This window comes from Rhodopseudomonas palustris (assembly GCF_003591005.1).
Classification (GTDB): Bacteria; Pseudomonadota; Alphaproteobacteria; order Rhizobiales; family Xanthobacteraceae; genus Rhodopseudomonas; species Rhodopseudomonas palustris_K.
In genome coordinates this window covers 377,449-398,060 of sequence record NZ_QYYD01000001.1, presented here as the reverse complement: position 1 = coordinate 398,060, position 20,612 = coordinate 377,449, and the positions used below count along the sequence as shown (strand labels likewise).

Below are 20,612 nucleotides of genomic sequence, written 5' to 3'. Positions count from 1 at the left end.
GAAGGCCGTCTCCGGGAGGAACGGCCTTTCTCGATCGGCGAGGATTCCATAGAATGAAGGGACAATGGCTCGGGAATTACCAGGGGAGCGACGACGGTACCGCAGTCGTTGAGCTCGACGATATGGGGAGTCACTACGAAGGAGCCGCCTTTGCGTATCCTAAAGACCCGAAATACCCTCCCCTCTTTGCGGCAGTCAGAACTCCTGACAAGTCCGACTCGTTTCGAGCAACCCTTCGTCCTCTGCCGATCGGGCCAGACGGGCTAGTCAAGCCCCTGACTTGGCTGACTGAATACTATCCCGAGATAACACTTGGGTCCGACCTCGAGACAGAGTGGCACTTTTCCTCTGATAAACTCCGTTTGACTTGGAAGTCCAACATCGGAACGTCAGGTCATGCAGAGATCCCAGCCAGTCAAGCCAGTCTCCCATCGACTTACTTACCTGAGCCCGAGATAACAAACTGGGATCAATTTCGAGAGTTTGCTGTGAAACTCGAGCCCAATCGATTTATCTTTCGAGGGCAGGAAAGCAATTCTTGGCGCTTACGGACTCACTTCCATCGTTCAGGCCGATATCACCTCATGCGATTCATGAATGAAGATATTTCGACTCTGCACGCTAATCTGAGCAGCCTAACCGACCATATCTTCAACCTGAATGACCCTCTGCAAAATGCCGCCTTCTACAGCCTCATACAGCATCACGGCTACCCAACACCACTGCTTGATTGGTCATTCTCCCCGTTTATCGGCGCATTCTTTGCTTATAGAAACTTGCTAGCAGGCCGCAGAACAGAGAACTCGAAAGTTCGAATCTTCATCCTGGACACCGCTTGGAATAGAGATCTCACCCGAGTTCAACTGATTAGTCCCGCCCCGCCGCACTTCTCTTTTGTTAATCCGATAGCAATCAACAACACAAGAATGGTTCCTCAACAAGCCATGTCGACAGTCACAAACATCGATGACATCGAGACATATATCCGGCATTGGGAGCAACGCAACTCAACGAATTATCTCCGCGTAGTCGACCTTCCCTCGCTTGACCGCCCGCAAGTGATGCAAGAGCTCGCTCTGATGGGTATTACGGCCGGCTCAATGTTTCCCGGTCTGGATGGCGCTTGCGAGCAATTGAAGGAAAGATACTTCAATCGCTAAGCGCACACTCCTGACGCAAGCCTGACCATAGGACGGATTAGCGCAACGTAATCCGCGAACCGCGGTGAAGCGGCGAGAATAATTCGCAATCGAGCGCAAGGCGCAGTTTTTTCTGCCATCGTCCACCACCTAACACAGATCAAAATTCATTGAGCAAGGCAAACTCGGTGAGAAAAGCCGGCACACCTAGCAACTCCATGCACTGACGAAGCCCGTCGAGATCATCGTAGTAGCTAACTTTCCAGCGCACCCGATTAACGTCAATATTCTTGATAACCTCCTCGAAATACGGGCGATCAACCTCAGATATTGAATGCCCCATGACAACAACTCGATCGATGTTAGACAAGCCCGCAAAGAAGACAGCGTTCTTTTCGATAATTCTGCCAGTTGGCTTGAACGTATCCTTGAAATAATCATCAATAATCCCTTGACCTTCGATGACACGAATATCCGCATTCTCCGGATCTCGGTCGAAACGGTAGGGATCCGGATTCGGATCCGGCTCCCACCCGTGTCCCAGCACCAACGTTTCCGTTGGATTCCCAGCTGCTCCATGAATATGCAAAACGTTGCAGTCGGACACCCCGTAAACACGCTGTAGCGACGGCGTGTAGTTGAAATTCAAGAAAATCGCTGACGCATCCACTGGAACGCGCCGTCCGCTGAATTCAGCAGCGGATGGAATCGGAAGGTGACGTATCCACTCGGCGAATCGCAACCGCAGTATCGTCGAGATCGACTCAACCGCTTGTTGGATCTCGTACTGGTAATCATGGTGGTATGCGTCACTCCAGTCATCGACCCCATATCCGACCAAAAAGGCTGACGCGTCCTCAATCAGAGCATCGCCGTCAAAGGAAGCCAACTGGTCCTCAAAATCGGCCCAGAATTGTGCGTCCACCGAGAAGTATCTCTCGACTATCTTATACGTCTTGTCGTCCGACCGCCGAAGATACTCTCCAAACGCCTTGTAGGATGACGGGATTCCGTGGTGCAGATCGAATCCATTCCCAATGATGTAAAGTGTCTTCCCCATCGCCGCCACTGAGTGTTTACGTTTGCGGATAGAATTACTTATCTTCGCTAGGTAAGCCCACAAGTACGATTGGCGCCGCTAAGCAAGCCCGTAGCTCGTAGGGCGGATTGGCGCAGCGTAATCCGAGGATCCAAGCAACGCGGCGCAATACGCTTCGCTGTTGCGCCCTAAGCGCTGTGATCCTCGACATTCCAACGAGCCCTCCACCAGGACCACCCGCAGGGTTGAAAGACACTTCATACACCACATATGCCCGATAGATAAAAACTTAGGGAAAACCAGCGCTTGATCGCATTCGATAAAGTCGCATTGCGGAGGGCGCGCATGTCGAAGAACATCGTGGTCTTTTCGGACGGAACCGGACAGGACTGCGGCGCCCGTTTGGAGCAGCGGATCAGCAATATCTACAAGATGTACCGGATCTCCCGAGATCATGCGGATACCGAAATTGACCCTTCCCAGCAGGTGGTCTTCTACGACGCCGGGCTCGGTACGGACGTTGGCTCCACCGCCTTCACCTCCCCCGTCCGAAGCGTCCAGAAGCTCTTGGGTTCGGTTACCGGCGCTGGCATCAAGAGTAACATAACCAACTGCTACGAATTCATAGTCAACCACTACGAACCTGGCGACCGTATATTCCTGTTCGGATTCAGCCGTGGTGCCTACACGGTCCGCAGCAAGCGTAGCCCGGCTTCAGCGAAGCGAAATCCGGGTGCTTGAGCTAATCGAGAGGCCGCAGCCGGATTGCGCTGCGCTGCGTCCGGGCTACTGATTATCGCTGAACTAGTCTTTTATGCGTCGACCAACGACTGCTTGCGGTGGAATGTCATATTCTTCTTCTGCTGCGGCGACAGACCCTTTCCGAGCAGTTTCTGCCCTTCCTTGATGCCCAGACGTTTCCGCTCTTTCCCATCCACATACCTGCTGATCTTCAACCGGCCGTCGGCCGAAAAGGATATGAGGCCGAGATCGAAAAGTGCATGCAGGGTCCGTGAAAGCAACAGGCCGTTCTCCGGAGAAGTTCGCAAGGGATCATCGTTCGACGACCACGACCGAATGTGAGCAGCCTCCAGAGCCGGAGCGATTTCGCAACCCGTGAGAGCGCATACGCAGCCCCAGCGGTTCATCACAGCCTGCCTGAACTTATCCTGCGCGAGCCGTGCTTTCATCAGGCGCTTGGCCTCGGTCGCACCAACATGCACATTCGTCGCCAACGGTTGCGTCGCCCGAAGCTGCTGTATCACCAGCCGCAACAGTGGCAGGGCTTTGCTGGCGATGTCGTCGCCATTACGGAAGTATTGTCCGAACCAAGCCCAATGATTCGGCCGGTCGACGTAGTTCTCGAACGCCGTAAATTTTCTTTGTTTGAGCTCGGCCATTTTACGCGAATCGACGATGTGCAGACCGTCATCCCAATCGTCGAATACGATCGCTGAGTAAGCCTCGCTGTCGATGCTGGCCATCACGGTCGAGATTCGATCGGCCCTTGGCGATCCGAAGCCTACCCAGACGTGGGACGCACCGAAGTACTTTCCGAAGTAGCAGTAGATGTCGACGATCGCGCTAGGACCGATCTTCCACCGCGCCACCGAACAACACCGTTCGCCGAGTGTGTCATCCTCGATCCGGCAGTCGCCTCTCTTCAGCCCCAAAAGAACCAGACGATCTGCCAATTCCTTCGCGATCTTCGCTTCACTCATCCCGTTTCCCATCACCGTAGCAAGCGTAGCCCGGATGCAGCGAAGCGAAATCCGGGTTCCTAAGCTGCTCGAGACGCCGCTCCCGGATTGCGCTGCGCTGCATCCGGGCACCTGATCCTCACTCCGCCGCCGCCCTCTCCGGCTGAGGCCGGACGAACGCCACCACCGCATCGGCAGCGTCTGCAGCAAATTCCGGGTCGGCGCGGAGTTGCTCGATGGTGCGCGGCTGCGGGATCGGGTCGCCGTCGGCGTGGAGCAGCGCGAGGTGGCCGCCGAGCGCTTCGGCGGCGTTGTCGATCGCTTGCTCGAAGCTGTCGCCGGCCGAGATGCAGCCGGGCACGTCGGGAAAGGCGACGCCGTAGGAGGTGTCGCTGTCCTTGTAGACCAGCGCCAGATAGCCGGATGATGCGCTCATCGGACCTCCTTCAGACCTGCCTGCCGATAGACCGACCGCACGACCTTCGGATGCAAGTCCTTCTTCGGATGCGGGATCGTCACCTTACCAGCCTTCACCGGATGCTTGAAGTGGTGGTGACTGCCGGTCGCGCCGACGAAGCGCCGGCCATCGGCCTCCAGCTCCTTGATCAGATCTCGCGAGTCTTCCGGCATGGCAGGGCAAGGCGTCAGCCATTGAAAGTCTAAAGCCTACGGCCTTCCTCATCTCGTGCAACGCGACGATGGATGTAGCGGCGGTGGCAGGCGTAGCCCGAGCAAGCAAGCGTAGCCCGGGTGAGCGCAGCGACACCCGGGGCTCTTCGCCCCGCTGAGCCGCCGCTCTGATCTCGATTGCTCGGATTGCGCGTCGAAACGTCGCAACGCACACGATGGTCTTGCTCCTCTCAGAGTCTGCTATCAGACTTCTTGATCGATCAGTCGTCATATTGAAGGCAATTTGGCCGCCGCATTCGGCCGTGACTTCTGGAGTTGCACTTAAATAATTCGATAGTCGATGGCGGCTTTGCGTCCGAAGGAGACTTCATGCCATACCGTGATCGATCACTGCCTCACAGCACGCGATTTGGGTTCACGACCAGCGCAATCGCCTGCGCCCTTGCCATCATCGGTGTCCACCCGGCACAGGCGGAGGGATCGTCGCTGCCGTATGGACGCGGCGGGATGAAATTCCCGGAGATGGACCGCATCATCGCGCAGTATAATCGCTCGGGCGAACGCTTCCGCATCGAAGGCACCTGTCGATCCTCCTGCACGGAATTGCTCGCGATCCGGAGCGTCTGCATCGACCCCGCGGCGTCGGTCGAGTTTCATGCCGCGATTCTGCACCCGAACGATCCCGTCGATCCGGCGCGCAATCGGCGGATGGCCAGCTACTACAACGCCAAGCTCCGCAACTTCGTGCTAGCCAACGGCTACATGACGTCATGGCAATTCCACCCGATCTCCGGACGCGCCTTGATCCAGCAGTTCGGATATCGGCAATGTCCGTGATGCGGGCAGGCCGAACGGCGCCGCCGATTGACTGGGCGTAGGCGCGGCTCCGCTCCCTTGACATTATTCCTACAAGGACTATAGTCCGTTCCGTCCTGTCCGTGAGGGGCGCTTCGCGAGGCGTCGTTGAGCGGGACAGATCGCCGACTGGGAAGCCAGCCGGTGAGGGTTTGGCGGAGGCTGCATGGCGCAGCAAGCGTAGCCCGGATGCAGCGAAGCGAAATCCGGGTTCTTGAGCTGATCGAGACGCCGCACCAGGATTGCGCTGCGCTTCATCCGGGCTACCGATCATCACTCCGCCGCCGCCCTCTCCGTCTGCGGCCTGACGAACGCTACCACCGCATCGACAGCGTCTGCAGCAAATTCCGGGTCGGCGCGGAGTTGCTCGATGGTGCGCGGCTGCGGGATCGGGTCGCCGTCGGCGCGCAGCAGCGCGAGGTGGCCGCCGAGCGCTTCGGCGGCGTTGTCGATCGCCTGCTCGAAGGTGTCGCCCGCCGCGATGCAGCCGGGCACGTCGGGGAAGGCAACGCCGTAGGACGTGCCCTTGTCCTTGTAGACCAGCGCGAGATAGCCGGATGTGGAGCTCACCGGACCTCCTTCAGACCTGCCTGCCGAACCACCGAACGGACAATCTTCGGGTGCAGGTCTTTCTTCGGATATGGGACCGTCACCTTACCAGCCCTGGCCGGTGCTTAAAGTGGTGATGACTGGCCTTGCTAGCGATGTCGCTTCGCTCGTCCGCGGTCCGACCCCTCCCACTTTGCCGCACCCCGCGCGCCTTATCGGCGCCACCATCGCCGCCGATGGCACCGGCCCCGACGCGGCGCGATGCGGCTGCGCGGCATCGGCAGGAGCGGATGGTGGACGATCAGAGCGTGACACTCGAATTGGCGGCCGAGCGCGACTGGCCGGAGTTCGGCCGGCAGTTGCAGGAGGCGTTCGCCGTCGCGGTGATCGAACAGTTCGGCGCGCTGACGGACGGGCCGATCCCGTCGGACGACGACGTGCGGCGGTCGCTCGCGGCGCCGGGCGCGGTGGTGTATCACGTCGTCGCGGGCGGAGCGCGGGTCGGCGGCGCGGTGGTGACGATCGATCCCGTCACGCAGTGCAATTCGCTCGACTTCTTCTTCATCGCGGTGGGCGCGCACGGCCGCGGTCTTGGGCTCGCGGCATGGCGGGCGATCGAGCGGCGCTATCCGCAGACGCGCGTCTGGCAGACCCACACGCCGTATTTCGAGCGGCGCAACATCCACTTCTACGTCAACAAGTGCGGCTTCAAGATCGTCGAATATTTCAGCGACCGTCATCCGGACCCGCACCATCCGGGCGATGGCGGCGGCCCGCCGGATGGCGGCTTCTTCAGATTCGAGAAGCAAGCGTAGCCCGGATGCAGCGAAGCGAAATCCGGGGTGTTGAGCCGATCGAGACGCCGGACCCGGATTGCGCTGCGCTTCATCGGGCAGCCTTTAGTGCGTTGCCGCTCCCGAGAAATCGCGTGGCAGCTTGGTGTCCGAGACGCGGACTTGCCGGATCGACGCGGGTGTATTTCGGCTGCGGCCGACCAGCCTGGGGATGCCGTCGCTCACCACCGCGGCCACGGCTGGAATGTCGCCGTTGCTCAGTCCGGCCAGCGCGTCACTCCTGGAGCCGCCCGCACACGCATCGATCAGAACGATGTCGGCGTCCCGGCCGACAGCGATCACTCCGGCGTTCAAGCCATAGACCCGCGCATTATTCCCCGTCGCCGCCGCGATCGCCTGCTCCGGCGGCATGCCGCCGAGGCTGGCGAGATGGCTGATGGTGTAGAACATGCCGAGCGGCATGATCCCGCTCCCGGTCGGCGTGTCGGTGGCGATCAGCAGGCGCTCGGGCTGCCCGGCCTCGTCCAGCAGTTTTGCAGTGAGCAGTGCGGTGCGCAGATTTCCGGCCGTGCAGATTTGCAGCGCGATGTCGCTTTCGTTGACCAGGCGGGCGAACCCCTCCTCCGGCATGGCCGTGGGGCCGCCATTGACGTGAAACGAAACGGTCGGGTTTGATTTGAGAACGTGCTCCGCCCAGATGCCGGATGAGCCAGGGATCGACGAGCCGCCGGTGTGCATCGTCGTCACCATGCCGGCCTGCCGCGCGGCCAGCATCAAAGGCGCGTAGTCGAACGGCGTCTCGAACGCCCCAAATCCGGCTTTGGCGAGCCACACGCCCGAGGCGACCAATTCCGCGAGGTCTGCCTCGGTCAGCCCGGGCTCCAGGATCACCGAGCCAGCGTGGACGCGCATTCCCCCCGGCCGATAATCGAGAAAGCAGGCGCGTGCCGCGCGGGCCAGCGCCTTGACGCCCTCCGGATCCTTGGGCCGGCCGGGCGTATGCACCTCGGACGCCGTGATCGCCGTCGTGGTGCCGCCATGAACGTAGCTCTCGAGATAACCGACCACCCGCTGGCGCGGCGTGTAGTCGCCGAAGGTGATATGAACATGGCTGTCGATCAGACCCGGAATAGCGATCGTGCCGGCCGCGTCGATCACCACGTCGGCCGAGGACACCTGCGCGGCCGACAGCGTCCCGACGACGCTGATGCGGCCGTCCTGCATCAGGATGGCATCGCCCGGCACGAACGGCGCCGCCAGATCTCCGGAGACGATGGTCCCGATGTTGACGATCGCGGTTCGCATCAGAACTCTGACCTTTCTCTTATGCGCCCGATGTCTCGGTCAGATCATGGGCGTCACGTCCGCCGCGCCATCACGTCGTGATGGGTCAGCCCACCGACGCGCGCATTGAGCCGCGCGCCGCTCGTCATGCAGAAGATGATGCCGATCTCATCGGGCATGGGCGTATCCTGCAAGCACAGCGTCATGCCGTCGTAGTGCGACCTGACATAGACGTCGTCGATATGGTTCATCGGAATATCGATCACGGATCCCGGCGCGGCCATCTTCACCATCGATGAAATCCACGCGCGCCCCCCGCCGATCGCGTCCCGAATAGGATTGGCGAAGGCAGTCGTCAGTAATGCGCTGGCATGTTCGGCTTCGCCGCGCAGTCCGACCAATCCACCCTTGCCGTATCCCTGGACCGAATAGGACCCGAGCGCGTCGAGCGCCATCTGCGCCATCCGTTTGCCGAGTTCGACACTCGCACTCACCAACGGATCGAGGTCATCGACGTAGCGATCGACGAACGGATTTTCGAGCACGATCACCGCCGCGATCTTGCGAACCGGCACGTCGACGCGTTGGCCGGCAAGCTCCCACCGGTCCTCGACGACCGTATAGGACCGGCGAATATTCAGATCCATGCTTCAGCCTTCCCCCTCGCTCGCTTCGTGCAACCAGGACCGATCTCAGTCCCGATCGAGCTTGACCATCATGGTCCAGAACGTGATCGCAATCGTCGGCAGCGCCACGAGCAGTACGAGGGTCTCGAGGCAGAAGATGATCGGCACCTGAGACTGTTCGGACGATGCCATCATCCAGTTCCAGATCGGCAGCGTCGTCGCATCGCCGCGCAAGAAGATCGCGCGCTGGCCTTCATTGAACGAGACCAGAAATCCGAAGATGCCCGCCCCGATCACGCCGGGTCGCAGCAGCGGAAATTCGATATCCCAGAACACGCGCCATCGCGACGCGCCGAGGTCGGCGGCGGCGTCGAGCAGGCGATAGTCGAAGCGTGTGGTCAGCACCAGCACGAACAGAAACGAGAACGGGAACGCCCAGACGACGTGCCCGATGAAGATCGACCAGAAGCCGAGTTCGAGATCCAGAAACATCCGAAGAAAGATGAATAGCGCGGCGCCGAGCGCGATGCCGGGAATGAACAACGGCAGCAGCGACATCAGCACGATCCGCCCCGGCTTGCTCGAGCGCGGCACCGCGCGGCCCACCAGCGTCGCGAGCACCATCACCGTGAGGCCGACGAGAAGGCCGATCATGATGCTCGCCAGCAACGGATCGACCCATCGCTTTTCGCCGAACAGTTCGGCGTAGTGGGCGAGCGTCAGTCCGTCCGGCACGCCCGACAGCGGGTCGTGATTGAGCGACATCAGGGCCAGCCAGGCCAGGGCGAAATAGATCAGGCCGAGCGTCGCCAGCCCGCTCCATTTCCCGAACGATTGAACCGCACGCGGCGCGACCAGGATGCTCATCCGTTGATGTTCCGGAACATGGATTTGAGGTCGATGATGCGACCCGAGACCGCCATGAAGCCCCACAGAATGACGAACACGACCAGGATCGAGAAGCTCGATAGCGCCGCCACGGTGGGATAGCGCAGCGCCTCATAGGCGCTTTCGATCGATCCGCTGAGCAGCGTCACGAAGCCGCCCCCCAGCATCGTCGGCTCGACCCAGGCCGCGAGCGCGGGCCCCAGCGTGAAGACGATGCCGGTGACGACGCCCGGCAGCGCCAGCGGCAGCACGATGTCCCACAGGATGCGGCCCGGCGAGGCGCCGAGATCGGCGGCCGCGGCCAGCAGCGTATCGTCGATCGTGGCCAGGGCCGAATAGATCGGCAGCACCATCAGCGGAAAGTTGGTCAGCACCATGCCGAAGGTGACGGTCGCCTCGCCATACAACAGGCGCAGCGGCGTCTGGATCACGCCGATATGCAGCAGGATGGTGTTGACCAGCCCCTGCTCGTCGAGAACGCCCCGCCAGATGAAAATCCGCGACGACAGATCCAGGAAGAACGGGATCGTCAGCAGCGTGATCATGATCGAGCGCGTGCGCTTGCTGACCCCGCCTTTGGCGAGCCAGAGCGCGAACGGAAAGCCGATCACGAGGTCGATGATCGTGGCATTCAGCCCGACGCGGAGCGTGCGCGACAGCACCTCGAAGCGCCCGGATGCAAACAGCTCCGTCCAGGTGCGCAGCGAGGGCTGGTAGATCATCATGAAGTTTCGGCTTTCGAAAAAGCTGAAACACAACAGAATGATCAATGGCAGGATGACGAGCATCCCCCAGCCGAACAGAAACAGCGGAATCGTCGGGTCGCGGCGCATCCTTACTCCAGCCCGTGGGAAAGAGGCCGTACCGGCCGCCCGCAACGCATGCGGGCGACCGGGCTCGTGTGTCTCGGCGACGCTGCTCATGCGCTCAGGAACCGCTGCCATTCCTGCTCGATCGCGTCCGCGTTCGACGGCGCATAATTGGCCACGAACGGCTTGGTGTATTTGCGCTCGATCTTGGCGAGATCTGATTTCAGCGCCGCGACATCCGCGTCGGGCCATTTGTTGTCGATGGCGTATTGCACGCCGAGATCCATATTCGGGCCGCCATAGCCGCGTTCCTTGGCCTGGTAGGCGCGATACTCACCGCCTAGGAAGTAGTTCAGCGTCTTGTAGATATTCGCCAAATTACCGCGCTTGGTGGCCTGGGACGTGATGTAGGCCGCCTGCCCCCACTTCGTGTAGCCCTCGACCGTATAAGCATAGCGCACCGCGCCATCGCCGAGTTTCTTGTTGGCGTCGCGCGTTGCCGGCTCCCAACAATTGGCGATGTCGACTTCCTTCGAGGACAAAAGTTGCACCTGTTCCTCGTAGGAATTGATCAGGGTCTTGAACTGCCCGGCCTTCTTGCGCTCGATCAGGAAGTCGACGACCATCTTGGCTTCGGCGCCGGTGAGGTCGGCCGGATTCTCGATCTTGGCCTTGCCGGAGGCTTTCAGATACAGCGCGGTCGACGGCGCCGAGTAGTTCCAGGTGCGCGAGAACGCAGCCCGGCCGCGCGTCCGCTCGTTCTCGAACAGCATCTCCCAGGAGATGTCCTGCTGGCCGTCGGCATTCGCCCCAACCTTCTCGGGGAAATATCCGAAACTGTCGGCATTGCCGGTCACCGGCACGCCGTACTGCTTGCCGTCCGGCCCGACCACGGCGGACGACCGCTTCCACACATCCGACGTCCGCTCCCACAACGTCAGTTCGGGACGTTTCTCGTCGATCACCGCATACAGGCCGCGCGGGCCGAGAATGTTGTGGCTGCCGCCGGCGAAGAACACCAGATCGGCCTTGTTGCCGACGTTGGACGAGATGACGTCGCGGATCAGCGCGCCGATGTCGTTGCCGGCCACGGTGGAGAACTGCATCTTCAGACCGGTGGATTTCTCCATCACCGACCAGTCTTTCAGCTGCGCCGTGGTCACGCCGTAGCCGGTGATGACATTGGTCTCCGCGGCCGCTGCGACGGATGGCAGCGCCGCTGCCACGCTCGCCGCTGCGAGGCCTTTCAGAAAGTCGCGGCGGGCGAATTCGAGCTGACAGACGGTCGAGAGCTTGTCGTCCATATCAATCTCCTGCTGTGAAGAATGTTAGTTCGGAAGGATGATGCAGTCGGTCGGTTTGCATGAGACGGCATCGAACGCCGTGTTGCCGCCGCGCTCCCAGGATCGCAGCCGGATGTCTCCCGCCGCGCTGGCCGCGATGATGTCGGTGTATTTCCCGCGATAGGTCTGCCCGGTGACGTGGCAGGGCAGGATGTTGAGCCCATCGGCGGCGGCGTTGGCCATCGCCGGTAGCAACCGTTCGGCCCGGATCGCGACGACGACTTCGTCATCTTTCGCCGGCCGCTCGGTCTGCGCTGCGAACGCGCGCAGGCGCGTGCCGCCGGCATCGACGATGGTGCTGCCATCGGCGGATTGTTCGACGACGCAGCCGGCGAGCAGATTCTCGAACCCCATGAACGAGGCCGAGAACCGGCTGGTCGGACGATCGAACAGATCCTCCGGTGCGCCGCTCTGCTCAATCCGCCCCTTGCGCATCAGGATGATGCGGTCGCTCATGGTGAGCGCCTCTTCCTGGCTGTGGGTGATGTAGATGAAAGTGGTGCCGAGCGAGCGATGGATGTCGATCAGTTCGGTCTGCATGTCCTGGCGCAGTTTTTCGTCGAGTGCGCCGAGCGGCTCGTCGAGCAAGAGGATCGCCGGCCGCGTCACCAGCGCCCGCGCCAGCGCCACGCGCTGACGCTCGCCGCCGGACAACTGATTGATCCGGCGCTCGCCCTTCTGGTCGAGCCGAACCATGGCCAGCGCCTGCTGCGTCCGCTTGGCCATCTCGTCCTTGGCGACCTTGCGCAGGCGCAGGCCGTAAGCGACGTTTTCGGACACGGACATATGCGGAAACAGCGCGTAGCTCTGGAACACGGTCGTGCAGTCGCGCTGCGAGGCCGGCACGCCGAGCACATTGACGCCATTGATGGTGAGACGCGCCGCCTCGGTCGGATGCTCCAGGCCGGAGATAACCCGCAGCATCGTCGTCTTGCCCGAGCCGCTCTCGCCGAGAATGGTCAGGAATTCGCCGCGCCGGGTCTGCAGCGACACCCGATCGAGCGCATAGGTCGACTGATAGACGTGAGAGATCTCGGCGGCGTCGAGGATGATGTCGTTCTGCGTGGTCATTGGCCGCGATCCGTCTGCTCGAAGAAGCCTGGTGTGGGCGAAGTTCTGTTAGGCGACGTCATGTGCAGACCAGCGTCTCGACGCGCAGCATCGTCGCGGCCGCCGACACGGCGCGCCTGAGAATGCTCTGCGTGGTCGAGAGCGGGTCGACGATCGCCCAGTCCCGTAGCGGCACCACGCGTCCGCTGGCGGCATCGAAGGCCGCGGCCTCCCGCGCCGGCGCGGATGCCAATGCAACCGCCTTGCGCCCGTCATCGCCGGCATTGCTGGCGATGCGGTCGATCACCGAGCGGCAGCCGGCCACAACCGCGCGGATCGCGAAGTGAGAAGCGTCATTGGTGCGCCGGTCGCGACGCTGCTGTTCGAGCGCCGCGGCGACGCGCGCAAGCGCGACCCCGCCGCCGGCCACCACGCCCGTCAGCGATGCCTGTTTCATCGCCGACAGCGCCGCCTTGGCCTGGATGGTCCGGTCAGCGGCCGAGACGCCGCTGCATGGACCGACATGAATCTCCGCCCACTCGCCGGCCATGCGCGCCGCGCGGCGCAGCAGATGATCGCGGTCGAGCTCGAGATAACGCTGACGCTCCGCTTCCTTCAGCAGCGCGTCACGATGCTGTGCGATCACATCCGGCGCACCCATTGTGCCGGTCAGGATGGCGCGGCCGGCCGACCAGCGAACGGATTGCGCCTGACCGAGCATCGCCGGGCGCAGCTCGGCGAGCGAGGTCCCGACGCGATCGTCGATCAGCGTCGCGCCGCTGACGATGGCGAGATCCTCCAGCACGCCTGCGGCGCGCGTACTGACATCCTCCGGCACGAGCCCGAGCAGATGCAGCCCAAGTCCCTTGCGGTTGGCCAGCAAGGTTGCACGCGCTTCATCGCCGAAGCCGCGCGCGACGATCAGCAGCGACCGGTTCTTTTCGACGAACTGCTCCAGCACTCTGGCGAATGGCCCGAACCCGTCGACGATGTCGTTGACCACCAGCACGCTGACGCGCTGCATGGTGATCGGTACCTGTTCGGTCGGCGCAAAGCCCACCGCATAGGGCTGAACGTCGATGACGAAGCCGCTGGTCGACGTCGTCGTCACGCCGCGCCTGTCGGTTTCGCACACATCGACGACGCCGAGGGCGCTGCCGGCCGCATCGAGCGCTGCGATCTGCTCGGCAAGCTCGGCATCGTGACAGGCCGCCTCCGCCAGCAGCGCATCCGTGGGCCGCGCGCATGATTGGCGCTGCAGCAGCTCATCCAGCTCGGGCAACAGATCGAGCAACGCATCGGCGAGCGCGCCGGACGGCACGCCGTGCGCGCTGGCCTGCACGCCGGCCGCATAGATGGCCTCGCAGATGCAGGCGGTCCGCGCCGTGCCGTCCTGAAAGTCACGTGCGACGTCGCTGAGCACGCGGTCGAGAATGCGCGGCGCGATCGACCAGGCCCCGGCCTGCTCTGCCACCACGCGCGCGATGGCGCTTCCCGAATGAATGGCCTCGACCGAATTGGCGCCGCGATCCCAGATCACCGCTCGGCCCGACGGACCAAGCGAGGCCGCGACCGCGCGGGCCGCCTGCGCGAGCGACGCGGCGAGGATCGCGCGCGCCTGATCGCCCTGCACGATCGAGCGGCCACGCATCAGGCGTTCCTCGAAGCGCGCGTATCAGCTCGACCCATTGGCCACCCTTGGCTTGCCCATCCGCACCCGGCTCACATTCGCGTCTTCCACCTCAGCGACCATCAAAACGTATTAGGACAATTTGTCGAGTGCAAGTTTGATCCATCTGCAGTTTACAGTCTCAATGACGCAGCTTCGTTCGAACAGCCTCATTCTGTGCTGCACCGCAGTTGCGGCAAAGCAGCAAATTGCAGCATATGCTGGGCATTTACTGTGCATTCGCGCTCGAATTCGGTGCAAGCGGCTGTGATCCGGCGGCGCGCCCATGAGGTAGTACAATTTTGACTTGGCGTAGAAATTGAACTACTCAACAGCAGATGGACTTCGCCGCCGAGCGCGAAACGCGTGCTCTGCGGCCGCTACCGAGAAGGTTGGATCATGGCCAAGGCCTGGAAACCGCGCATTTCGAGCACCGACAAGCCGAAATATCTCGCGCTCGTGGAGACGCTGGAGGCGGATATCGCCAGCGGCGCCCTGCAGCACGGCGACCGGCTGCCGCCGCAACGCGAGATCGCCGAGGCGCTGCACGTCACCATTGCCACCGTGACCAAGGCGTTTCGCGAAGCGCTCCAGCGCGGCATCGTCACGTCGCGGACCGGCAGCGGAACCTTCGTGCGGGTCGGAGACGCCCATGCGGAGTCCGACCGTCCGCAGACCGACCTCAGCCTGAATACGATCCCCTCGCTGCCGTCAAAGCCGTTTCTCGACGCTGCGCTCGAGGAGCTCGGGCAACGGCGCGCATCGGAGCTATTGTGCGCCTACGAGCCGGCGACCGGATCCGAAGCGCATCGCGCCACCATGGCGAAATGGCTGCGCAAGCGGCAGCTCTCATTGACGCCCGCCGAGCTGCTGCTGACCCACGGCGCCCAACACGCGCTGGCGGCGTGCTTCTACGCCTTCGCGCATCGCGGCGACACCGTGCTGTGCGAGCAATATACATATGCGGGCATCCGCCGTCTCGGCGACCTCAACCAGGTCAAGATCGACGCCGTTTCCATGGACGATCACGGCCTCGACCCCGCCGACCTCGCCAGAAAGCTGAAGAAGACCGGCGCGAAGATGCTGATCTGCACCGCGTCGGTGCAGAACCCGACCACGGCGTCGATGCCGGCGGAGCGCCGGCGCAAGATTGCGGCGGTCTGCAAAGAGCATGGCGCCGTCATCGTCGAAGACGACATCTACGGCATGCTCTCCGGCGACACCGTGCCGCCGATCACGGCGATCGACCGCGACACCGGCATCCACATCAGCAGCCTGTCGAAATGCATGTCGCCGGGAATTCGGCTGGGGACGATCGTGGCGAGCGAGCGCTATCTGCCGACGATTCAGAACGCGCTGATCGCGCTGCAATGGACGGCGCCATCGTTCTGGGCGGAGATGTTCGGCTTCATGCTGGAATCCGGCGCAGTCGATCGGTGCATCGCGGCCAATCAGAAGGAAGCGCTGCGGCGGCTCATCGTGTTCAAGGAGGTGACGGGCCAGAAGCCGTCGACCGCGCTGGCCAGCTATCACGTCTGGCAAGCGGTGCCCGACGCCTGGCGGCTTGATGATTTCATTGCGGAGCTGCTGACCCTGGGTGTCCGCGTCTCGCCCGGCCATCATTTTGCAGTCGAGCAACAATTCGATCGCGAGCGCAGCTATATTCGCATCTGTCTCGGCGGCGGCGACAGCATCGATCAGTTGCGGGATCAGCTGACGAAATTCCGGGCCGTGTTCGGCGCACGGCCGCGGCTGTCCGCGACCATCGCGTAGCAGGGCGATCCGAACGGCGCGACACCGCACGGATCGCGCGCGCCTCATGCGGCGGCTTCGAGCGCGAACATTCGCGTAATGGCATCGATCACCGCGCTGTTGCTGGTGATGACCTTGCAGCCGAATGCGGCTTCGAGCTCGCCGCGGGCTTCGAACGACCGGAAATTCGTGCACGACAGAAACAGGGTGTCGAACGAGACACCCTGCAGTTTCTCCTTCGCAAAGGCGACGATGTCGGCCGGCGTCGGATCGGCAAGCTCGACGTTGACGCTGATGTCCATGCCATGCGCGGCGACGATCTCGCGGTCGTCGGTCTTGATGGCGCTCGCGACCGATTGCGTCAGGTCCTCGATATAGGGCGTGATCACCGCGATGCGCCGCGCATTGGCACGCTCCAGCGCATCCGACACGGCGTTGATCACGCCGAGCGCCGGACATCCGGCAAGCTCGCCGAGATGCCGGCAGGTCTTGGCGTCGTACTCCAGACCGAACAGCGATCCGGCCGACGTGCAGCCGAACACGAGCAAATCCGGATTGAGCGTGCCGAGGTCCTTGGCGCCCGCCGCCGCGTAGTCCTCGATCATCCGGATCTCGGCCTCGCGGGTGGTTTCGACCAGATACATCCGATCGGTGTGCACGGTGAACAGATCGCGCGGCAGCGCGCTGTGCAGGTCGTTCTCCATGATCGTGTTGGAGGAAGGAACCAGCAGCGCGATCCGCTTGCGCTGACCGGCTGACGATGTGTCCGCGTTGCGTGCCATCCTGCTTATCCTTTGCTCTGTCCCCACGCGCCGCCACCGGCCGTGACCATTTCAAGTCGGTCGCCCTTCGCCAGGCGATGCGGACCGCTCTTCGCAGGCAAGCTACGTGCCTGCCCGTCGGCCGATCGATAGGTGAACGTCGCGACAGCCCCCGCCCCGCCCCCGGCGACGCCGCCGGCCGGCGACAGGGTGCGCTCGCCGAGGATCGAGGCCTCGACGCCGTCCACCAGCACTTCGATGACCTTGCGAACGGCAGCGCCACCGCGATGCAGGCCTTCGCCGCCGCTCTCCGGCACCAGCTCATAGGCCCGGAAGCGGATCGGCATCGCCACCTCGGCGGCTTCGATCGGAAGGTTCATCGTGTTGCCCATGTGGACACGAATGCCGCCCGCCCCTGCGCCCGTCGATGTCGCTCCGGCGCCGCCGCCGACGGTTTCGTAATGCACGAAACGCCGGTTCGCGCGCGGGTCCATGCCGCCGAGCGTGTAGACGCAGGCTGAGCCGTAGCTACCCGCGGGTGTCCGCTCGGGATAAGCCTTGGCGAGCGCGCTCAGCAAAATATCGACGATGCGGTTCGACGTTTCCGTATTGGCCGCGACGACAGGCGACGGATAGGCCGCGTTCACGATCGTGCCGGGCGGCGCGATGATGTCCGCGACGTCGTAGACGCCGTTGTTCGGCGGAATCTCGCCGCCCGCGAACGCGAGCAGCGTGTAGTAGACGGCCGATGCCGTCACCGCGATCGGCGAATTGATCGGCCCGCGCACGCAGGGCGACGAGCCGGAAAAATCGACGATGAACTTGTCGCCGGTCTTTTCGATGCGCGCCCGGATGGTCGGACGCGCATCGGGATCGATGCCGTCGCCATCCAGCGTCTCTTGATGTTCGACGATCGCATCGGGCAGATCAGCAAGGCGCCGCCGCACGATGCGCTGCGAATAGGTCTGTGCGTCGGCCATCACCTGCGCCAGGCGATCGACGCCGTAGCGCGCGGCGAGGTCCATCACCCGGATCTCGGCACGCCGTGCGCCGGCAATCTGGGCGCGGAAGTCGCCGTGGCGATCCTGCGGCACGCGGACATTGGCGAGAATGAGCGCCAGAATATCCTCCCGCGGCGCGTAGTTCTCGATGATCCGCAGCGGAGGAATCCGGATGCCCTCCTTGAAGATCTCGTCGGACACGCTGGAGCTGCCGGCCGCAACGCCGCCGACATCAGGCCAGTGCACGCGGCTGAGCGAGAACCCGCACAAGGTCCCGTCGTGGAAGATCGGCATGATCAGCGACACGTCGGGCAGATGCGTGCCGCCGGCGTAGGGGTCGTTCACGATCACCCCGTCTCCGGCCTTCCAGTCCGCAATTGGAAACGCAGCGAATACTGCGCGGACCGTGAACGGCGCAGCGCCGAGGTGGACCGGAATATCGCGGCCTTGGGCAACGACCTTGCCCTGCGCATCCAGCAGCGCGCAGGACAGATCGGCCGACAGGCTGAGCAGCGGTGAAAACGAGGTCCGCATGATGACGGACTTCATCTCCGCGCAAATCGCATAGAGCGCGCTGCGGACGACCTCGAAGGTCACCGGATCGCTGTCGATGATGCTCCGTGCGTCTGTCATTGCGCCTGCCCCGATAGCGACACGATCACCTGACCATTGACCCCGATGCGGGCCGCCTGCCCGGCATGGATCCACACCGTCGCGCCCGCATGTTCGATGATCGACGGGCCGACCATGCAGCCTCCGATCACGTCGGCGGCCGCGTAGACCGGGACGGCCATCTCGCCGCCATCGCGCGCCAGCATGGTCACCACACGCAGTGGTTTGGGATCGGGTAAGTCGCGGGCTTCGCCGACAAACAGCGGACTGCCGCTGTGTCCGAGATCGATGGTGGCGATCAGCCGAAGATTGACGATCTGCACTTGCGCATCCGGCAATTCGAAGCCGTATTCTGCCAGATAAAGCGAACGGAAGGCCGCCTCGATCTCGGCCAGTGCCGGCAACGGCTCGGTCTGGCTGCCGACGGGCACGCGAAGCTCGAACAGTTGCCCCACAAAGCGCGCCTCGATGAACCGCTGCAATTGCGGCTCGGCGGTGCCGACCGGTTCGGCCGCCAGGATGTCATGCGCGCGGGCGGCGAGATGGTCGAAGGCCGCGCCGAGTTCGGCGGCCTCGAGATCGCGCAGAGCGCGCATCAGGGTTTGCGTCACCTCGTGGCGGATCGCCCCCAAGGTGGCGCCGAGAGCGCTGAACATGCCCGGGAACGGCGGCACGATCACTTCCTGTGCGCCGATCTCCGCGCCCACGGCAGCGGCATGTAGCGGCCCCGCCCCACCGGATGCGAGCAATGCGAAATCGCGCGGATCGAGCCCGCGCTGCGTCGTCGCCAGACGCACCATCTCGGCCATATTGGCGACCGCGATATCGATGATCGCATAAGCGGCGCGAACCACCGACCATCCGAGCGGATCGGCGATATGACGCTGGATCGCCTGCACCGCCAATGCGCGATCGAAACGCACACCGGACTCGACGAACAGCTCGGCCGTCAGCGTTCCAATCACCGCATGCGCGTCGGTCACCGTCGGCAATTCGCCGCCCCGCGCATAGCACGCCGGCCCCGGCACCGCGCCGGCGCTGCGTGGGCCGACCTTGAGCACGTTCGCCTCGTTGATCCAGGCGATCGAGCCGCCGCCGGAGCCGATCTCGACCAGATCGAGCACCGCGCTGCGGATCGCATAGCCGCCGACATCACGGCCATCGACGAGACGGTCGGCGTAGAATTCCGATACCATCTCGGGCTGGCCGTTGCGGATCACGCCGGCCTTCGCGGTGGTCCCGCCCATGTCGAAGGCGACGAGGTTCGGCCGACCCGTGGCGCGGGCGAAGGCCGCCGCGGCGGTCAATTGCGCGGCCGGGCCGGACTCGATGAGGTGAGCGGGATAGCGCGAGGCGTTGGCCGGCGACGTCAGTCCGCCATTGGACTTGACGATCATCAAGCGCTCGACGCGCTTGGATTTCAGATCCCGGTCGAGCCCCGTCACATAGCGGCTGACGGTGTGGCCGAGATAGGCGTTTACCAGCGTGGTGCTGGCGCGTTCGTATTCGCGAAATTCCGGGCACACATCGCTCGACCGCGACACGAACACGCCGGGCAGGCTCGCTTCGATCTCGGCGGCGATCGCGTCCTCATGCGCGGCATTCACATAGGAATGCAGAAAGCTGATAGCCACGGCCTCGACCCCTGCCTCGCGCAGGCGCTCCACAATGCCGGCGGATTGCAGCGGCTCGACCACCGCGCCATCGGCCGCGAGGCGTTCCGGCACGTCGAACCGCAACGCGCGCGGCGCGAGCGGCTCGGAGATGCGGACATCGAAACTGTACAGCAGCGGGCGATCCTGACGGCGCAGCGCCACCACGTCGGAAAAGCCGGCGGTCGAGAGCAAGGCCGTCCGGCTGCCCTGCCGTTCGATCAGCGCGTTGGTGCCGACGGTGGTGCCGTGGCAGACCACGGCCCCCGCCACCGACACGGTCTGGGCGATCTTGTCGATCGCATCGACGACGGCCCTGCCCGGTTCGCCCGTCGAGGATGGGACCTTGAAAGCAGCCAGCAGACTGCCGCTGCTTCCATTGAAGACGATGGCGTCCGTGAAGGTGCCGCCGACGTCGATGCCAATCAGAAGATCGCCCATCTTGCTGTGATGATCCAG

At 63.2% G+C, this 20,612-nt stretch carries 19 protein-coding genes and 1 pseudogene; 5 read left to right on the top strand and 15 right to left on the bottom strand.

All coding sequences use genetic code 11. The features are described 5' to 3' along the window. Positions 1–53: 53 nt before the first annotated feature. On the top strand, positions 54–1,160 hold the full coding sequence (locus D4Q52_RS01895; RefSeq protein WP_119854813.1) for an FRG domain-containing protein: 1,107 nt from the start codon (positions 54–56) through the stop codon (positions 1,158–1,160). A gap of 139 nt (positions 1,161–1,299) precedes the next feature. Here D4Q52_RS01895 and D4Q52_RS01890 read toward each other — a convergent pair whose 3' ends face one another. Next, positions 1,300–2,199 carry a bacteriophage abortive infection AbiH family protein gene (locus D4Q52_RS01890; RefSeq protein WP_119854812.1) on the bottom strand — a complete coding sequence of 300 codons (900 nt, stop codon included), beginning with the start codon at positions 2,197–2,199 and terminating at the stop codon, positions 1,300–1,302. Between the two features lie 324 nt (positions 2,200–2,523). On the opposite strand from D4Q52_RS01890, the pseudogene D4Q52_RS01885 reads away from it, so the two are divergent. Beyond that, a pseudogene (locus D4Q52_RS01885) lies at positions 2,524–2,874 on the top strand (T6SS phospholipase effector Tle1-like catalytic domain-containing protein); the annotation flags it as partial. A gap of 116 nt (positions 2,875–2,990) precedes the next feature. Here D4Q52_RS01885 and D4Q52_RS01880 read toward each other — a convergent pair. The 3 genes from D4Q52_RS01880 to D4Q52_RS01870 form a co-directional block, all read right to left on the bottom strand. Next, complete coding sequence (locus tag D4Q52_RS01880) at positions 2,991–3,899, bottom strand: HNH endonuclease (protein WP_182915199.1); 909 nt, start codon at positions 3,897–3,899, stop codon at positions 2,991–2,993. Between the two features lie 118 nt (positions 3,900–4,017). Next, positions 4,018–4,314: a type II toxin-antitoxin system HicB family antitoxin gene (locus D4Q52_RS01875; protein ID WP_119854810.1), complete on the bottom strand. Its 297-nt coding sequence runs from the start codon at positions 4,312–4,314 to the stop codon at positions 4,018–4,020. Continuing rightward, a complete protein-coding gene (locus tag D4Q52_RS01870; RefSeq protein ID WP_119854809.1) occupies positions 4,311–4,508 on the bottom strand; it encodes a type II toxin-antitoxin system HicA family toxin in 198 nt (65 codons plus the stop codon). Before D4Q52_RS01870 ends, D4Q52_RS01875 begins: the two co-directional genes overlap by 4 nt. A 507-nt stretch (positions 4,509–5,015) precedes the next feature. Between D4Q52_RS01870 and D4Q52_RS01865 the strand changes: the two genes are divergently transcribed. Then, positions 5,016–5,345: a hypothetical protein gene (locus D4Q52_RS01865; RefSeq protein ID WP_119854808.1), complete on the top strand. Its 330-nt coding sequence runs from the start codon at positions 5,016–5,018 to the stop codon at positions 5,343–5,345. A gap of 291 nt (positions 5,346–5,636) precedes the next feature. Here D4Q52_RS01865 and D4Q52_RS01860 read toward each other — a convergent pair whose 3' ends face one another. Further along, positions 5,637–5,933 carry a type II toxin-antitoxin system HicB family antitoxin gene (locus D4Q52_RS01860; protein ID WP_119854807.1) on the bottom strand — a complete coding sequence of 99 codons (297 nt, stop codon included), beginning with the start codon at positions 5,931–5,933 and terminating at the stop codon, positions 5,637–5,639. Positions 5,934–6,202: 269 nt separating this feature from the next. Between D4Q52_RS01860 and D4Q52_RS01850 the strand changes: the two genes are divergently transcribed. Continuing rightward, positions 6,203–6,727 (top strand): GNAT family N-acetyltransferase, encoded by a 525-nt coding sequence (locus D4Q52_RS01850; RefSeq protein ID WP_119854868.1) that lies wholly within the window; start codon positions 6,203–6,205, stop codon positions 6,725–6,727. Between the two features lie 84 nt (positions 6,728–6,811). On the opposite strand, the gene D4Q52_RS01845 is transcribed toward D4Q52_RS01850, so the two are convergent. From D4Q52_RS01845 to D4Q52_RS01815, 7 genes are all read right to left on the bottom strand, one after another. Further along, complete coding sequence (locus D4Q52_RS01845; RefSeq protein WP_119854806.1) at positions 6,812–8,011, bottom strand: amidohydrolase family protein; 1,200 nt, start codon at positions 8,009–8,011, stop codon at positions 6,812–6,814. Between the two features lie 53 nt (positions 8,012–8,064). Beyond that, positions 8,065–8,637 carry an amino acid synthesis family protein gene (locus D4Q52_RS01840; protein WP_119854805.1) on the bottom strand — a complete coding sequence of 191 codons (573 nt, stop codon included), beginning with the start codon at positions 8,635–8,637 and terminating at the stop codon, positions 8,065–8,067. Positions 8,638–8,682: 45 nt separating this feature from the next. After that, entirely contained in the window at positions 8,683–9,483 is an 801-nt protein-coding gene (locus D4Q52_RS01835; protein WP_119854804.1) for an ABC transporter permease, read from the bottom strand. Further along, a complete protein-coding gene (locus D4Q52_RS01830; RefSeq protein WP_182915198.1) occupies positions 9,480–10,337 on the bottom strand; it encodes an ABC transporter permease in 858 nt (285 codons plus the stop codon). Before D4Q52_RS01830 ends, D4Q52_RS01835 begins: the two co-directional genes overlap by 4 nt. 86 nt (positions 10,338–10,423) lie before the next feature. Further along, positions 10,424–11,617 (bottom strand): twin-arginine translocation signal domain-containing protein, encoded by a 1,194-nt coding sequence (locus D4Q52_RS01825; protein ID WP_119854866.1) that lies wholly within the window; start codon positions 11,615–11,617, stop codon positions 10,424–10,426. A gap of 24 nt (positions 11,618–11,641) precedes the next feature. After that, positions 11,642–12,727: an ABC transporter ATP-binding protein gene (locus D4Q52_RS01820; RefSeq protein ID WP_119854803.1), complete on the bottom strand. Its 1,086-nt coding sequence runs from the start codon at positions 12,725–12,727 to the stop codon at positions 11,642–11,644. 58 nt (positions 12,728–12,785) lie between these two features. Beyond that, positions 12,786–14,357: a TCP-1/cpn60 chaperonin family protein gene (locus D4Q52_RS01815; RefSeq protein ID WP_119854802.1), complete on the bottom strand. Its 1,572-nt coding sequence runs from the start codon at positions 14,355–14,357 to the stop codon at positions 12,786–12,788. A gap of 417 nt (positions 14,358–14,774) precedes the next feature. Between D4Q52_RS01815 and D4Q52_RS01810 the strand changes: the two genes are divergently transcribed. Next, the gene (locus D4Q52_RS01810) at positions 14,775–16,148 is read left to right on the top strand and encodes a PLP-dependent aminotransferase family protein (RefSeq protein ID WP_119854801.1); all 1,374 of its coding nucleotides are present in this window, start codon (positions 14,775–14,777) and stop codon (positions 16,146–16,148) included. Positions 16,149–16,192: 44 nt separating this feature from the next. Here the strand turns inward: D4Q52_RS01810 and D4Q52_RS01805 are convergent, their stop codons facing one another. From D4Q52_RS01805 to D4Q52_RS01795, 3 genes are read right to left on the bottom strand one after another with little or no spacing between them, the layout of a single operon-like run. Further along, entirely contained in the window at positions 16,193–16,909 is a 717-nt protein-coding gene (locus D4Q52_RS01805; protein ID WP_119854800.1) for a maleate cis-trans isomerase family protein, read from the bottom strand. Between the two features lie 5 nt (positions 16,910–16,914). Next, positions 16,915–18,486: a hydantoinase B/oxoprolinase family protein gene (locus D4Q52_RS01800; protein WP_182915197.1), complete on the bottom strand. Its 1,572-nt coding sequence runs from the start codon at positions 18,484–18,486 to the stop codon at positions 16,915–16,917. Positions 18,487–18,518: 32 nt separating this feature from the next. Beyond that, positions 18,519–20,594 carry a hydantoinase/oxoprolinase family protein gene (locus tag D4Q52_RS01795; protein ID WP_119854798.1) on the bottom strand — a complete coding sequence of 692 codons (2,076 nt, stop codon included), beginning with the start codon at positions 20,592–20,594 and terminating at the stop codon, positions 18,519–18,521. Positions 20,595–20,612 lie beyond the last annotated feature (18 nt).